This is a genomic window from Paenibacillus sp. FSL L8-0470, from assembly GCF_038008625.1.
Classification (GTDB): Bacteria; Bacillota; Bacilli; order Paenibacillales; family Paenibacillaceae; genus Paenibacillus_AQ.
Genome location: NZ_JBBOZM010000001.1, coordinates 6,352,357 through 6,368,957 on the forward strand (window position 1 = coordinate 6,352,357; position 16,601 = coordinate 6,368,957).

Annotated in this window: 12 protein-coding genes; 1 reads left to right on the plus strand and 11 read right to left on the minus strand. The window is 53.3% G+C overall.

The genetic code is table 11. From position 1 onward, the window contains the following. Nucleotides 1-2: 2 nt before the first annotated feature. From NST99_RS28855 to NST99_RS28875, 5 genes are all read right to left on the minus strand, one after another. The gene (locus NST99_RS28855; RefSeq protein WP_341096318.1) at nt 3-959 is read right to left on the minus strand and encodes a nucleoside hydrolase; all 957 of its coding nucleotides are present in this window, start codon (nt 957-959) and stop codon (nt 3-5) included. A gap of 37 nt (nt 960-996) precedes the next feature. Next, nucleotides 997-1,935, minus strand: a complete 939-nt coding sequence (locus tag NST99_RS28860; protein ID WP_341096320.1) for an ABC transporter permease — start codon at nt 1,933-1,935, stop codon at nt 997-999. Beyond that, on the minus strand, nt 1,932-2,981 hold the full coding sequence (locus NST99_RS28865; RefSeq protein WP_341096322.1) for an ABC transporter permease: 1,050 nt from the start codon (nt 2,979-2,981) through the stop codon (nt 1,932-1,934). The genes NST99_RS28860 and NST99_RS28865 overlap by 4 nt, the downstream gene beginning before the upstream one ends. Next, nucleotides 2,974-4,536 carry an ABC transporter ATP-binding protein gene (locus tag NST99_RS28870; RefSeq protein ID WP_341096324.1) on the minus strand — a complete coding sequence of 521 codons (1,563 nt, stop codon included), beginning with the start codon at nt 4,534-4,536 and terminating at the stop codon, nt 2,974-2,976. Before NST99_RS28870 ends, NST99_RS28865 begins: the two co-directional genes overlap by 8 nt. Before the next feature lie 108 nt (nt 4,537-4,644). Continuing rightward, a complete protein-coding gene (locus NST99_RS28875; RefSeq protein WP_341096326.1) occupies nt 4,645-5,781 on the minus strand; it encodes a BMP family ABC transporter substrate-binding protein in 1,137 nt (378 codons plus the stop codon). A 325-nt stretch (nt 5,782-6,106) separates the two neighbouring features. On the opposite strand from NST99_RS28875, the gene NST99_RS28880 reads away from it, so the two are divergent. Continuing rightward, nucleotides 6,107-6,856, plus strand: coding sequence for an AraC family transcriptional regulator (locus NST99_RS28880; protein WP_038596451.1), 750 nt, complete (start codon nt 6,107-6,109; stop codon nt 6,854-6,856). A gap of 83 nt (nt 6,857-6,939) precedes the next feature. On the opposite strand, the gene NST99_RS28885 is transcribed toward NST99_RS28880, so the two are convergent. The 6 genes from NST99_RS28885 to NST99_RS28910 all read right to left on the minus strand — a co-directional run bounded on the left by NST99_RS28885 (nt 6,940) and on the right by NST99_RS28910 (nt 16,435). Beyond that, entirely contained in the window at nt 6,940-8,472 is a 1,533-nt protein-coding gene (locus NST99_RS28885; protein WP_341096329.1) for an extracellular solute-binding protein, read from the minus strand. Between the two features lie 79 nt (nt 8,473-8,551). Further along, a complete protein-coding gene (locus tag NST99_RS28890; RefSeq protein ID WP_038596454.1) occupies nt 8,552-9,412 on the minus strand; it encodes a carbohydrate ABC transporter permease in 861 nt (286 codons plus the stop codon). Continuing rightward, the gene (locus NST99_RS28895) at nt 9,406-10,314 is read right to left on the minus strand and encodes an ABC transporter permease (RefSeq protein ID WP_231578518.1); all 909 of its coding nucleotides are present in this window, start codon (nt 10,312-10,314) and stop codon (nt 9,406-9,408) included. The genes NST99_RS28890 and NST99_RS28895 overlap by 7 nt, the downstream gene beginning before the upstream one ends. Before the next feature lie 394 nt (nt 10,315-10,708). Continuing rightward, nucleotides 10,709-12,229 carry a response regulator gene (locus NST99_RS28900; protein WP_341096330.1) on the minus strand — a complete coding sequence of 507 codons (1,521 nt, stop codon included), beginning with the start codon at nt 12,227-12,229 and terminating at the stop codon, nt 10,709-10,711. Beyond that, entirely contained in the window at nt 12,207-14,009 is a 1,803-nt protein-coding gene (locus NST99_RS28905) for a sensor histidine kinase (protein WP_341096332.1), read from the minus strand. Before NST99_RS28905 ends, NST99_RS28900 begins: the two co-directional genes overlap by 23 nt. Nucleotides 14,010-14,125: 116 nt before the next feature. Then, nucleotides 14,126-16,435 carry an FAD-dependent oxidoreductase gene (locus NST99_RS28910; RefSeq protein ID WP_341096333.1) on the minus strand — a complete coding sequence of 770 codons (2,310 nt, stop codon included), beginning with the start codon at nt 16,433-16,435 and terminating at the stop codon, nt 14,126-14,128. Nucleotides 16,436-16,601: the final 166 nt, after the last annotated feature.

A 16,601-nucleotide genomic window follows, 5' to 3' on the forward strand; every position in this document is an offset into this window, starting at 1 on the left:
CGCTAGTTCCCCCCGGACGCAAGCAGAAGCTCACGGTCAAGTCTGTCCAGCGAATCAAACAGCAGCTTCATGAATGCTTCCCGGTCGATCCCCAGCAGCACCTCCGTGTTCGCGGCGCGGTCCGGTTTCTTCCTTCTGTCGGCCACGGTCATCCCACGGGTCAGCTTACCTTCCGTCTCCACCGTGACATACAAATGTTGTGATTCGAACAGCTCCGGATGCAGCAGCCAGGCCACGGCACACGGATCATGCAGCGCGTTGCCGACATAGCCCATTTTTTTGCCATATATCGAATAGAAATCAAGCAGCTCCCCTACCATGACGGAGACCGGTCCCCGGCGTTTCAGTTCGAGAATTTCATCCTCAAATATAGCCGCCTGATCCGTCACATCCAGACCGCTCATCACAATCGGAATACCGGATTCATAGACGATCCGGGCTGCCTCCGGATCAACATAAATGTTGAACTCTGCGGTCACTGTTACATTTCCGTATGACAAGCCGCCGCCCATCAGTGAAATTTTCTCAATTCTTTCCTTCACCTCTGGGTAAGCAGTGATCAGCAGGGCTATATTCGTTAAAGGTGCCATCGGCACAAGTGTAATCTTCTCCTCCGAAGAGCGGATAATATCCAGCATAAATTCTACCGCCCCCTGATCTACAGGCTTGAATGTGCTGGCCGGAAGCGCCGGGCCATCCATCCCGGATTCCCCATGCGCTTCTGCGCCCGTAACCAGCTTGCCAAGCAGCGGTCCCACTGCTCCTTTGGCCACAGGAATGTCGGCATTTACAAAGCTGAGCACCTTCAACGCGTTGTCGGTAATTTTGTCCAGAATCTGGTTGCCGCCAACCGTCGTAATTCCCCGGATCTCCAGCTTCTCCGGATGAGCCAGCGCGAGCAGAATGGCAATCGCGTCATCATGCCCGGGATCGCAGTCAATAATTATAGGTGTTGGCATAACGTTCGCTCCCTTGTGTGTGTATCTGAATTCTGAATTATTTCGTGGTCGTAGTTTTTATTTTGCGGTTCTTCTTCCGGGTCTCGGAGACCGCGTAAATCACCAGGCCGATGACCGTTGCCACATAAGGAAGCGTCGCAATCAGCTCTGCCGGGATCTTCAGCACCTGGAGCGCATTGGATAGTGCATCAGCCGCCCCGAACAGGAGTGAGGTAAGCGCCGTTCCGACCGTTGTGCTCCGGCCCATTGATTCTGCCGCAATAGCAATCCAGCCCCGGCCTGCAATCATATCGCGGGTAAAGAGCGACAGATAACCCATCGACATATAAGCGCCGCCCAGGCTGGCAAAAAATCCGCTAAGCAGCAGAGCCGCATATTGAATCTTGATCACACTGACACCAACCGACTGGGCCGCATGCGGATTCTCCCCTACGGAACGGATGCGCAGGCCAAGCGGTGTACGGTTCAGCAGGTAATAGACGATCAGCACAGACAGTATAGAGAAGTAGGTCAGAATATGGTGACCCGAGAGGATCGGGCCAAGCACCGGAATATCCTTCAGCAGCGGAATCTGCACACTCGGCAGCACCTTGCTCGCCAGGGAGGTGGAAGAACCCTTGTCCCCGCTGAGCAGATACAGGATAAATACCGTCCCTCCGGATGCGAACATGTTGATCGCCACACCGCCGAGAATGATATGCGTCTTGAATCTCAGGGTGAAAAAAGCCAGAATTCCGGCGATGACCGTCCCCGACAGCACCGCACCGAGCAGCCCTATCCAGGCACTGTGGCTATAGGCACTTACAATAACACCGGCCAAGGCGGACACCAGCATGATCCCTTCCATCCCGATATTGATAATCCCCGCCCGGTTTGAGATCAGCGCACCCAGCGCGGCGAACAGAATTGGCGTCGTTACACGCAGCAGAGAGAACGCAAAGTCCGTGGTAAAAATAACATCCAGCAGGCTGTTCATGCGTTATTTTTCGCCTCCTTCAGCAGCATCCGGTTTTTCCAGAATTTCAGGAACTGTTCAGCGGAAATCAGCAGAATAATGACAGCCTGGATGATCGAGATCATCTCGGAAGGCACATCGGACAGGCGTGCCATCAGATCCGCTCCAATACGGATATACGCAAGGAAAAGCGCCGAGGCAATCACGGACAGCGGGTTATTTTTGGCCAGCATCGCAACAAGTGCACCGTCCATACCGTAACCCGGCAGTGAGGTCCACTGGAACCGGTTGTACATCCCCAGCACCTCCACCGATCCGCCCATGCCGGCGATAAATCCTGCAATCAGGTGGACGAGGATGATGACCTTGGCGGTCTTCATTCCCGAGTAGCGGGCAAACTCCCGGTTCACACCGGTCATCCGCAGCTCATAGCCCCACTTGGTTTTGTAAAGGAACAGATGGGCGAGCACAATAAGCACCAGCACGATAATAAGGCCGGTATGAATCCGGGTTCCCTGAAAGATTTTATCCAGCTGCGCCGTCTTCTCGAATTTAAAAGAAACGTTGGCGAATGCCTTGGCATCACGAAGATGATAGTTGAGCAGATACAGGCCAATCCCGAACAGGATATTGTTGAACATTAAAGAGGTAACGAGTTCGTTGGCATTCCACTTGGCCTTGAGAATTCCGGGAATCGCCGACAGCAAAGCACCTACAATCGAACCGGCTGCAATCGCCACAAGCGGATGAATCCAGCTGTTCAGGGTCAAATGGACCGCCAGCACCGAGGTCACTACCCCGGAGAAATAAAAGATTCCTTCAGCACCAAGGTTGAACATATTGGCCCGGAACAGCAGGGAGACGGCCAGACCCGTGAACATCAGCGGAATGGCCATCTCGATCACGTTGCCGATATGCCCTTTCGTGGAAATAGGCTCCCATAAGAAAATGCCAATCGTCTTGAGCGGCTGGTCACTGACCAGCGAGATGATCATAAAGGCGATGACCAGGGCAATCAATATGACCGCTGTAGTTCGGATTGCCTCAAAATATTTGACTTTAAACATGGTTTTCGGCCCTCCCGGTGTGCTGCTTATCCTGCCGGTTGATCCCCAGCATATATAGTCCGAGCTCCTCTTCGCTGACCTTAGAAGGCTCATCGAAGCAGGCAACAATCTGACCTTCATACATCACGAGCAACTGATCGCTCAGCTCCAGAATTTCATTCAAGTCCGCCGACACCAGCACAATGGCACAGCTGCCGGAACGCAGCTCCAGCAGCTTCTGGTGAATGAACTGGGCCGCGCCGATATCCACGCCCCGGGTCGGCTGCTCGGCAATCAGCAGCTCCGGTCCGGTCGAACATTCCCGCGCCACTACAACCTTCTGCATATTTCCTCCCGACAGCATGGCAATCGGCTGCTGCGGTCCTGAACAGCGCACTTTGAACTCCTCTACCAGTGACGCGGCCAGGCTGGCAATTCTGGAGCCATGCAGAAGAGGCCCTTTATTCATATCCTTGGAGCGGTAACGGGTAGAGATCAGGTTATCGGAAATGCTCGCCTCCCCGGCTGAGCCCTGCCGCATCCGGTCCTCCGGGATATAAGAAACGCCCAGGCTGCGGATGTCACGAATATCTGATTCCCGGACCTCCGTCCCTTTTACCTTGACTGATCCGGTACAAGACACTCCGCGAAGTCCGCCTGTCAGAGCCTCAATCAGCTGCGACTGCCCATTGCCTTCCACTCCGGCGATTCCGACAATCTGCCCTGCGCGGACAGAGAAATTAATGTCTGACAGTAGCGCCTTGCCCTGACTGTCATGGACACCCAGGCTCTCTACCGAAAGCACGGAGTTCCCAAGAGCCACGTTGTCCTTGTCATATTTCAGGACCACATCCCGGCCCACCATCAGCCGCGAAATTTCCTGCTCCGTTACATCCTTCGTCTGAAAGACGCCTTCGCTTCTGCCGCCGCGCATGATCGAAATCCGGTCGCAGATCGCTTTGACCTCCTTCAGCTTGTGCGAAATAAACACAATCGTATGACCCTGCTCCCTAAGCTGCTGCAGCTCATGGAACAGCTCTTCCGTTTCCTGCGGAGTCAGCACCGCTGTCGGCTCGTCCAGGATCAGGATTTTGGCACCGCGCACCAGTGCCTTCAGAATCTCCACCTTCTGCTTCATGCCGACGGTAAGATCCTCGACCTTGGCTTTGGCATTCACCGCGAGATTATATTTACGCGCCGTCTCTTCGGTCAACCGCACGGCCTCGTTGTAGTTAAAGCTCACGCCTTTGTGCGGCTCCATGCCAAGCACCATATTCTCGGCTACGGTAAAGGAAGGCACCAGCATGAAATGCTGATGAACCATGCCAATGCCCCGGTCAATCGCGTCTTGGGGGGATTGCAGCTTCACCTTTTCACCCCTGATGTAGATCTCGCCTTCACTCGGCTCTTCCATCCCGAACATGATCTTCATCAGGGTCGATTTGCCGGCCCCATTCTCTCCAGCAATCGCATGGATCTCTCCTTCACGCAGAGAAAAGTGAACGTCTTTGTTTGCAACGACGCCATTTGGATATACTTTGGTAATTCCCCGCATTTCCAGCAGAGCGTTCTGCATGGGTCATCAACGCCTTTCAACTTAGGTGTCTGCAAAAATAGGCAGCTGGAAATCTTCTTGCGGAAGAATTCCAACTGCATGAGTTAACATGTTAAATCTTAAATCCGATTAAGGTTTAACGGCATTACGGATAGCTTCAACTTCCGAGGTTTCCATGCCCATTGCATTGTCTACAGTAATCTCTTTGTTGATGAGCTTCTGCTTCACTTCTTCAACTTTGGCCTGCAGGTCAGCCGGGTAGACGCTTTTATAGATCTCGTTCTCTGCAATGCCCACGCCGTCTTCCACAAAGCCGAGCACATCACGTTTGCCCATTTCAAGCGTTCCGTCCTGCAGCTTCTTCACTGCTCCAAGGATGGCACTGTCGATCTTTTTTATCGCGGATGTAACGATCAGGTTGGCTTTGTCGTTGTCTGTATCTTTCAGCAGCATCGCTTGGTCGGAATCGACGCCGATGGCATATTTGGTCTTTTCTTTGGCAGCATCGAAGATTCCAAGCCCTGTTCCGCCCGCTACGTTGAAGATGATGTCCACGCCGGAGTTGTATTGAATGAGCGACAGCTCTTTCCCTTTTGCCGGGTTCACGAAATCGCCCGCATAGGATACAGCCACCTTCACTTCAGGATCAACATATTGCGCGCCCTGAATGTAACCTACCAGGAAAGCATTGATTCCGGGAATATCCATTCCGCCTACAAACCCGATGATGTTCTCCTTATTCGCATTCGGCATATCGGATTGCGTAGCCAATGCTGCTGCTGCACCAGCCAAGAAGGATACTTCATTGGTGGAATAGGACATGTTGTACATATTGGCAGGTGCTTCTTCGATGTCCGTGTCATAGTTGATGAATTTTTTATCCGGATTGGCTTCAGCCGTTGCATTGAACATCTCTGTAATTTCCGATCCGCCTGAAATGACAACATCCCAATCCTCGGCGGCGATATCGTTAAACGTAGGCTCCCATTTCGTCTTGTCGGTTCCCATTTCTACAACCTTGGTTTCCGCACCAAGCTCATCCTTCACCTTCTGCAGACCCTTATTGGCCGCGTCAAAAAATGATTTATCTCCAAGCGTTCCCGGAATCAGCAGCACGACCTTGAGCTTGTCCCCTGCAGCCGCTTCTCCGCCTTCTGCATCATTTGCGGGATTTGCTGTATTTCCTTTGCCGGACGTATTATTTCCGCAAGCCGTGACAAGTACCATTACCATGAGCAACAATAAAGCAAGAACGTTCTTTTTCATTTTTGTTCACACCCCTGTTTGTAGTTGGTTTACCTTAAAGAAATGGCTGAATGTCCCAATTGCACGTTTTGTGTTATAGCGATGACCCCGTTGAGTTTCGGCAAATTCATAAAAACTATGAAAATTAGTGAATTACTTTCAAAAGCAAACATTACATGGATACAAATCTTGAAAAACCGGGTAATTCCCGAACGAGATGGCCAGTCTGGTTGCGAATCTTCGGTTTAATTGATACGATCATAACAAATAAGGCAGCAAATATTTATATGGATTCGGTCAGGTTTTTGCACGATTCGGCTAAATGACAGAATAACGGAGGATCACAATGGATCGAGTCCTATATATTGTAAGTGCAGATCATGAAGCTAATACTTATATCCCTCCGCATCAGCATGAATGCTTCGAACTGATTTATTACATCCAGGGGCTTGGTTCCTCGAATGTGGGGACCCGCAACTATCATTTCCGGCCCTATTCATTCGCGCTGATCCCGCCCAACTTTAAGCATGATGAGAAACACACGCCGGAGGCGGATGTTCTGTTCGTAGGGTTTATCTGCGGCCATCCAAATCTCCGCGCTTTAGCCGGAGTCTATGACGACGACAAGGATCAGACCGTGCTGCAGATCATGCTGCGGATGAAAGAGGAGTTCTCCCGCAAACGGGATGGTTACACCGAGCTTATGAATCTGCAGATGAGTGAGATCATCGTTCATCTGCTGCGGCTGCTTGGCACGGGACATACGCCATCTCCTTCAGAGGATCAGATGCAGTATGTTCTGAACTATATGGACGAGCATTACCGCCATAAGCTTTCGGTTCAATCGCTCGCAGAAATGTCCGGCTACAGCTATGACAGGTTCCGGCATTTATTCAAGGAAAGATTCGGGCATTCTCCGCACCGTTATCTTCTGTCAAAGCGGATCAATTATGCGAAATCACTGCTGCTTCATACCCAAATGCAAATCGCTGAGGTTTCAGCTGCGGCAGGGTTTGTAAACGATGCCCAATTCTGCAATATGTTCAAAAGAGAGGTCGGCCTCTCCCCCCGGACCTTCCGGATGAAGAGTAAATGAAATAAAGACCAAAAGACAGGAAGCGATTTAGCTTCCTGTCTTTTGGTCTGATGGAACGCAAGCACCCTTACAGGGTGTAACGGTCACTCCCCGTAACCCAGCTCCTTTAGTTGGGCAACCGCCGTGTCGAGGTAATTTTTGTAGCTGAATGTTCCTTCCAGTGTGCTGAGGAATTTGTCATAGTCCTCTATTTTGGCCTTGCCATAGATGAATTTGATCATTTCCTCCTCAATGAACCGGTTGGCATCTGCGGGATTATAGCCCTGCGGACTGGACACAAAACCATCCAGCGTCTGAATCCGCGGCAGTCCGGCCTCGAAATCAATAAAGGTGGCCAAATTGCTGAATTTCGTCTTGAGATATTCGGTTTCTGGGCGGCCCGTGAACTGGTACAACCAGGTGAAAGAAGCATCCGAGCGTCCTTTGTCCGTAATGGCGACCTTGTCTCCATCCAGCGTGTAGTGGGTATCCTGCACTCCGTATTGGACCAGACGGTTGCCTTCAGGCGTGGATACGTAGTTCAACAATTCCAGCACCTTGTTCAGCTTATCCGGCTCATTTTCCAGCTTCTTCGGGATGACCCACAACCCGCTGGAAGCACCGATGTTGAGGGAGTTGGCATTTTGAATCCCCGTCGGCCCCTTGGGCGGCGCCAGCTGCAGCCATTCCGCTTTTGGATTTGCGCCTTTCCACACCTCAACCTTGTCATCCTTCATAATTTGCGCCCATTCTGTGTTAATAATGCCCACTTTGCCCTGAAAAGCTTTGTCGATCGCCATTGTGCCCTTGTTGCTGACAATCTCCGGGTCTACGACCCCGGCATCAAGAAACTGCTTGAGCTTCGCCAACACGTCTTTCATTTCCGGCTGGTAGAACGTGCTTACAACCTTGCCATCACGGACAAATAATTGCGAGGTGTCGAAAATATTCGTAATCCCGTAAGCGCCGAAAATCGGCTCAAAGGTCTGAAAGTTCGTGCCGGACAGTCCAAAGGTGTCATTTTTGCCATTCTTGTCGGGGTCCTCGGTTGTAAACGCTTTAGCAACTTCGAACAGTTCATCGACTGTAGTCGGCGGCTGCAATTTCAGATTATCCAGCCAATCCTTCCGAATCCAGTAAGTGTAGGAAATGGACTGTCCCGCTTTGGGCAGCGCATATTGCTTGCCGTCCACTATGCCCTTCTTCAGCACTTCCTCACCGACAAAGGCGGTGTATTCCGGCAGCTTCTCCATATAGGATGTCAGATCAAGCAGCGAACCGGATTGGGCCAGCTTCTGCAGGTGCGCCTTGCTCGTAGCCATCAGTAAATCAGGCAGGTTGTTGGAGGCAGCGCGCACATTCATCTGATTTTCATAATCGCTCTGGTCGCCTACCAGTGTCAGCTTCAGTTTTGTTCCCAATTGTTCATCCAGTGCTTTCTTAATAAAATCGTCTGCCGGCAGGCTCGTGCCCCAGCTGATCTCTGCCGCTTCAAGCTCCACCGGACCTGAGGGCGCAGCTGCATTCCCGCCCTCCGTTGCTGCGGGTGCTTTATCCGCGCCGCCGCATCCGCCAATCATCGCTGTTGCCGCTGCCACCGTGACCCAAGCCGTGAATCGTTTGTTTCTCTGCTTCATTTTGAACCCCTGCCTTCTGTAAGAAGTTTATCCTTGCACTAGCTTATGAATGAATTGGAACCCCTTGCGGGGCTCCGCCTTATCCCTTAATGGCTCCCAGCAGCATGCCTTTGGTGAAATGCTTCTGTATGAACGGGTACACCACGATAATCGGCAGACTGCCGGCAATAACGGCCGCCATTTGCATGGCCGCTGTAGGCACTGTCACTTCTGCCTGCAGCTCATTGGATTGGGTGAGCAGCAGCATGTTGCGGATCACTACCTGCAGCGGATGCAGATGGGTATCGGTAATGTACAGAACGGCTGAGAAAAAGGAGTTCCAATGGCCGACCATATAGAACAGTCCGACCGTCATCATTGACGGAATGGAGAGCGGGATCACAATTTGCCACAAGATCCGGAACTCCTTGGCCCCGTCCATCCGGGCCGATTCGAACAGTTCCTCCGGCAGGCTCTCGAAAAAGCTTTTCATAATCAAAACATTAAAGGTAGCAATCGCTCCCGGAACAATGAGTGACCAAATCGTATCCAGCATACCCAGCGAACGGACAACCAGATAGGTAGGAATCAGACCGCCGTTAAACAACATCGTAATGACGATGAAGAGCAGAAAGAACGTACGTCCCGGCAAATTCCTCCGGCTGAGCGGATAAGCGGCCAGCGTAGTCAGAATCATATTAATGGTGGTGCCTGCCGTAGTCACCAGCACCGTAATTAGCATGGATCGGCCAAGCGCGGGATCCGTCAAAATCCGGTGATACGCCTCAAAGGATATGTTTCGGGGAATGACCACGAACCCCCCGTTCTTAATAACCTCGCTGTACGGGGTCAGTGACATCGAAATCACGTAGAGCAGCGGAAAAATTGAAAGTGCCGCCACTGCCGCAAGCAGGATATAGACCAGCGTGTTGAAGATTCTATCCGATTTTCCGCTTACCATATTCCGCCCCCCCATCTTTTGGCCAGTTTATTGGCACCGACCACCAGCACGAAGCCGATGACGGATTTGAACAGTCCGACTGTTGTTGCCAGGCTGAAATTCATCTGCTCCAGTCCGGTACGGTACACCCAGGTGTCGATAATATCGCCAACCTCATATACACGCGGATGATAAAAGACATAAATCTGCTCGAAGCCGGCATCCATGATGCTGCCAATCTTGAGAATCAGGAGCAGCATGATTACCCCCCGGATCCCCGGCAGTGTAATATGCCAGATCATCCGCAGCCGGCTGGCTCCGTCCACCTTTGCCGCTTCAAACAGCGTCGGGTCGATACTGCTGATCGCCGCCAAGTAGATGATCGCGCCCCAGCCGAGGTCCTTCCAGATTTCTGTTGAGACGAGCATGCTGCGGAACCATTCCGTCGAGTTCAGAAAAGGGATGCTCGACCCTCCGCCTTCCGTGATCCAGCGGTTAACCAGCCCGGTCGTTTCCGAAAAGAAAGCTACCGAGATCCCGTAGATGATAATCCACGACAGGAAATGAGGCATATAGCTTAGCGTCTGAACCCAGCGTTTCAGCCAGGTTATCCGGCATTCATGGATCAGAATCGCCAGGATAATCGACGGCAGCATGCCAAACACCAGCTTGTAGAGGCTGATCAGCAGCGTATTGGTCATCAGCTGTGAGAAGTATGGGGAATCAAAAAACATTTTAAAATATTTATACCAGGGGTCAGCCCAAGGGCTGTTCAGAATACCGTCTGTAAAATTATAATCCTTGAACGAAATGACGACACCATACATGGGCAGATACTTAAAAATGAAATACCAGATGAGGCAAGGAAGCAGCATCAGGTAGAATGTCTTCATTCCCCAAATTCCTGCCCATGTGCGGCGCATGGACCACTTGCCCGCTTTTCTTCTTGTAGTGACAACAGATTGTTCCATATACTCAACCTCTCCGTCTATTTCTTTGGCCTGCTTATAGCATAGCGGATGGCTGCGGACTGGCGTAATCTTCATATCTCAGCGATTCAGTGCACGATTTTAAGATTGGGCCTGCAAGCGGGACACAAGTGGAAACGGCTTTGCCGTCCTCAAAAGGACGGTATCCGCTTCAGCGAGAAATAGAAGGATAATTTATAGCGTGAAACATATAAATTATCTTTGAACAAAAAAACGATCCCGTATTCCGTAATAAAGCGGAGGACGGGTTCGTTTTTTCGAGTTGGCATGAGTGAAGCAGCGGGAGCTGAGAAAGGTCTACCCGGATTTCGGGACACTCCGCCGGGATCTATGAATTGGCTTCCTGACCCTTTCGCTGCAGCCTGTGTTCATTGGGCGTCAGTCCGGTCCAGCGTTTAAAGATTTTGAAAAAGTAGCTGGGGTTGGCGAAACCGACACGCTCTCCGATTTCAGCCACCGTGAGCCCGGTCTGCTCCAGATAGAACTTTGCTTCATTCACCCGGATATGCTGCAAATAGTTAATAAAGGTCTGCCCGGTTTTTTTCTTGAACAGCCCGCTCAAATAATTCTCATCCATCTTGACGTAATGGGCCATTGCCTGCAGCGAGATGTCCTGGTCATAGTGCTGCAGCAGATAGCGGATCATTGCATTGATCTCGGGATGGTCTGTCTCCGGCAGACGCACCCTGCTGAGACCCTTGGCGTATGCACGCATCCGCCGGTCCATCTGCTCCAGCAGGCCGGAGTGGCGCTCAGCATCAAGCAGCGGTCCAGGCGGTTCCGCGTTCTTTCCGCTAATCCGTGCAAACAGTTTGTCCAGACGTTCCGCCGTCTCTTTCACAGACGCCATCGGCATGTTGGCTGTCTGCATGAAGGCCCAGAGCTGCTCAAGCTTGCCGGAGCATTCCTTCACCTCCAGGCGCTCAAAGCAGCTGATCACCTCGTGCTCCTGTTCCCACGGAACGGATAACGATTCAGGGGTAAGCCCGGGCACGGCTTCCGGGAAACGAGCAGGCTGGACACAGCCATAATAGTGGCGGTCCAGCATGGATAAATTCAGCAGCCAGCCGGCCGTCAACCCGGAGGCAGATGTTATGGATCGGCAGATGACGGGGAGCCCCTCATACGCCGTCTCACGAATGGGTCCACGGAGCTGCGCCGTTGCACCGCGAGCCGCTTCTCCGGGCCAGACAAAAAACGTCGTCTGCCCCATATGATTAAACCGGCAGCTGCGCACAGCTTCACCAGCCCCTGGAGGCAGCAGATGCTGAAGCTCCTCAACCTGCAGCGGACGGGAACCGTTCAATACAGAAACCAGCAGCAGTCCAGGCGAAGCCTCCAGCAGCCGGCGGAATCCCTCCAGTTTGCCCGCCTCGTAAGGGTACAGCTCTTTGCCGTACATTTCCCGCCACAGGCAATCGGCATATTCGTGGAAGGACTGCCATTGCAAGCGGTCCTGCTGCTCTGCCTGCTTCACCAGCCCGGCCTTGGCCTTATTAAGCGCCTGCAGCAGTTCCTCATCACTCATGGACAGCTTGAGGATATAGCCGGAAGCGCCGTGCTCCAGCGCCAGCCTGGCGTATTCAAATTCTCCTGCGCAGGTTAGCATGATGAATGAGCCTTCGAAACCCTTGGCGCGTGCGGCCTGCAGCAGCTCCAGGCCATCCATGTAGGGCATAAATATATCTGATACCACAATGTCTGGTTGATGCTCTGCCATCATCTCCAGCGCCTCCTGCCCGTGCGATGCTTCACCGGCAATGGTGAACCCATGCTCCTCCCATCGTATCGCCTGGCGGATCGAGCGGCGGACGAACGGCTCATCCTCAACCAGAAGTATTTTCCACATGGTGATCCCCCTCTTCATAAGGCGATGAATTCAGCAGCGGAATATCCAGTACAGCAACTGTTCCCTGCGGCAACGGCAGGAGATACAGCTCCCCCCGGCCTTTGTACAGCAGCAGAATCCGTTCTCTCAGGTTGCTGAGTCCGATGCCCTTGCGCCGTCTCTTGCCCGAGGCAGCCGCCCCCTGCTCCAGCCCCTGTCCGTTGTCCCCGATCTCCACCCGCAGCCTGTCACCCGTGCCGATGATCAGAATGGTGATCCTTCCACCATCCTTCATGTGCACCAGACCGTGATAAATTGCATTCTCCACCAGCGGCTGAAGGCTGAATTTGGGAATCAGCGCATAATCCAGCCCCTCGCCGATCCGGTAATCGGCAGTGAACCGGTGGTCATAGCGGAAGGACTGGATATAGACATAGGCCCGGATCAACTCTATTTCTTCTTTTAAGAAGACCAGATCGGCATCACTGTTTAGTCCTGACTCCAGCAGCTTTCCAAGATTCTGGCAGATCTCCGAGGTACCGGTATCACCGTGGCCCCGGGCATTCCACTTGATTGTATTCAGCGTGTTCAGCAAAAAGTGCGGATTCATTTGTGACATCAGCATCTGGAAGCGGATCGCCTCCTTTTGCCGTTCCTCCATGCGCAGCCGCTCTATAAGCTTCCGGATATCGCCAGTCATCAGATTGAAGGCGCGGGCCAGACTCAGCAGCTCACCTCTATATTTACGTTCGGGAATGCTGACATTTAAATTTTTGTCGACAAGTTCGCTCATTTTTTTCTGCAAATTGTGCAGCGGACGGACTGTGGAAGACACGATAGCATACATGATCAGGACAAAGATGGCTCCTGTGACCAAAAGCGACACCATCACCTGCCGCTTCATCGCCTCAATATTGCCGGAGAGCGCTTCTAGTGGAAAGCGGTTGATGAGATACCAATCCATATTGGGCAGATAAATGCCGTTATAGATGAACAGGCCGTTCGGATCGGTAAAATAACGGGCGGAATCCTGCTTGAACGCCGCCAGCATCCCATGCAGCTGCTGGGCGATGCGGTCATTGCGCTCCATCAGAATAGGCTGCCCTTTCCCATCCAGCAGGTAGTATGTCTGCTTCACCTGGAATCCGTTGGTGATGGAGTTCAGCCAGGTTTTCATGTCGAGACTAATACGCAGGTAAGCGAAGGTTCCGCCGCCCGTATCCTGCAGCTTGGCAAACAGGGAGAACAATTGTGTACCCGGCAGTGCGCTCGACAACAGATAATCCGGTTCGTGGACGTTCCATAGGTAAGACTCGGAAGAGCTTACCAGTGCAGAGAATCCAGGCTGCTGCAAGATCTCGCTCCCGCGGACCGGCAGGACCGTTAAGCCCTCCTCCAGCGTGTTGTATACCTGTCCCTGCTTGTCTAGCAGCGTAATATGAACGGGAACCACCGCATTCATCAGCCTTTGCTTCACCAGCAACAGTGTGTTCTCAATCTGCAGCTTGCGGTCTTCCCCGCTCTCCTGTCCGTTCCGGCCCAGGCGGTCCTTCAGATTAGGATCACGCTCAAGCTGCAGCATCGCACCGAGCACGCCGAATTTCAGGCTTTCGATGTTGTTCTTGAGGAAGGCAAGCTGAGCTGTATTTTGCTGGGAGATATTGTCCTTCATCATCGTCTCCAGCTTCGTAATGCTGCGGGTCTGCAGGAATGCAGAGGGAATGAGCACGAACAGCAGAATAGAGATAAACAAGCGGTTTTTTAAGCTTGCAGGCCACAACCAGCTTAATCTTCTGCCCATACCCTCTCTCCTTCCGGCTATCCGTTGGATATTTACTGCTTGATACCCCAAATTTTAGCACAGCTTGCCCAAATTCAATATGCTTCTGCCGGCGTTCGGCACTGGAGCATGTATGATCAGGCGTAGCAGCGGATCTCGGCAATCGCAGCGCTGGGATCACCGTTCGTGGACTGAACTGTTATGCGCAATCGATCTGTCTTGACCATTTCCGGCAGAACATGCTGGCGGCGGCATTGATAGTTGTCATAAACGGTGACCGCCGGCTGCCAGTTCCCTGCAATCCAAATCTCAATGCAGTAGTCTTTGGGACACTGCGGATCACGATAGAACGGCTCATACAAATGATACTCGCGGAATAGATGGCCGGGAAACGTAAGCTCTACTGTTTCGATCCACTGCGCATCCTCCCACTGCAGCTCCAGCCATTGCGGCAGCGGCTCTGACGGATCGGAACGCCACACATTCGTATAGTCATAGGGACGGGTTATCCCTGTGGTGACGTTGGCTGGACTGTAACACGGCTGCGGTGGATCAATGCGGAAGCTTAACGTCCCCCCATCCCGGTAGCGGCGCATTCTGGACGGCCCCATCTCATAAGCCGAGGTATGGCCCGGAATGACCATCCCGGCCATATGCCATTCCACCTGCGGATTCTCTGCCAGCTCCAGCCGGATGTATTGCCCGGCGGACAGCCCATCCTGCGGACCCAGCCCCACCTCCCAGGCTACCCACTGCATTTGCCCGGGCGGAACCTTGAGCGTTCCGCTCGCCAGCGGTTTACCGACACCGCAGTTGTAGTCCCAGATCGAATCCACCGGCAGCAGCGCTGCTTTAACCGTCTGCTCTATGCCGGAGTCATTGCTGAGGCAGACGGACAGCTTGCTGATCTCCGGTCTGCCGATGGCAATCCACTGCCCGCGCAGGCTGGACAACGGCTCTCCGCCCTGCGGCGGTGCGGGCCTGGCCGCGCTGAAACCGCCGGAGCCGTCCCTGCTCTCCGGTCCTGCCCCGAAGACCCGGGCCTCGCTGCTGGCCCGGATATCCGCCGCCCGGGCAAGGTCCCCGGGGTCTGCGCCACGGCAGTTCGGCAGAAAACAGCCTTGGCGCAGCAGCGACTGCTGCACCTCGCGGACGCCTTCCGCCTCCAGTCCGCACACCTCGGTTCCGCGCTTCAGGGCGACAGCCGCCGCCGTTCCGGCGGCCTGCCCCAGCAGCGCGGTCGTCCCCATCACACGCACTGTGCCAAGCGCCGCGTGCGTAGCGCTGATGTTGCGTCCCGCCATCAGCAGATTATCCATATCCTTCGCGATCAGCATCCGCAGCGGCAGGCCATACGGTCCGCAGTAGCTCTGAACCGCATAATCGCTTGTCTCCGTGTAGCCTTCTGCACTGGAGGGCTCAGCCGTCGCCGCAAGCAAACCTCCGGCACTGTGCAGGTCGATGAACCAGCCGCCGTAGGCGATCTCATCCGCGAATACCGTACGGCCTGCCGGGTTATGCTCGGTCAATAGATAACGCCCCATTACCCTGCGGCTTTCTCTTTTCCCCGGCACCTGCCCCACCCAGTCCAGCGCATAATTGGCCGCCTTCTCTCTCAGCAGCGGGTCCTTATTCTTGATCCAATCCCAGATGCCCAGCACATGGCGGGTTAATTCATGCCGGATCTGTTCATTGTCGTACACCGTATTCCAGGGCACCCCGATTTCAATCCACCAATAACCTGCATCCAAATCATAGAAATGTCTTCCCTGTTCATAGAAATAAGCCGGGTCGTCATACCGGACTGCCCAATCCGGTGCCCGAAAAGGAACCTCCCGGCCCATATCTTTGGCCTTAAAATGGATCGAGCTGCCCATCGTATCCGTACTGGCGGCAAGCGGTGCATGCGGCTCCCCGAACTCCTCCCGGCTCTCCGAGCCCCAGCGCCATTCGCAGCCTGCCTGGTCAGCAACCACGGCGTCGCCTGTGCAGTCGATGAATACCTTGCCCTGTATGGTCATCATCGTATCTGCATTCGCTACCCGCACCTTAACCGCCGAGAGCCGCCGCGTTTCATGCTTCTCCACCGCCGTAACCGTCGAATTCAGATGCACCGTCAGATTCGGAGTGCGGATAGCCATATCATAGAGGGCCATATCCCATACACTGTTCGTCCAGCCGTTTTCCCGTATAGGTTCATGATTGGCGGCACGCTCTTCGATCAGCAGTTCAGAGATAATACCTGTTTCCCGGGCATACGCGTGAAATTGCGCCGCACCATGTGGAGTCACCCGGATTTCCGAGGAGCTGTTGCCGCCCAGCACCGGCCGGTCTTGAATCAGGCAGGTGCTGGCCCCCTGCCTGGCTGCGGCGATGGCGGCACAGACTCCCGCCAGCCCGCCCCCGCAGACAACCACATCATAACTCTCCTGCTTGTGTGCACTCATGATCTTTATTTCCTCCATCCGTAGTCAGGCACTGCCTTGCCTTCAGGCAGTTTAATCCCTAAATTGTTGATTAACGGTATATACAACGTATTGTACTGCCAGCGGAATGAAAGAAATATCAACAAATCTGTCTGATCCCATGCACATAACTGGTGGAGTTCACTTT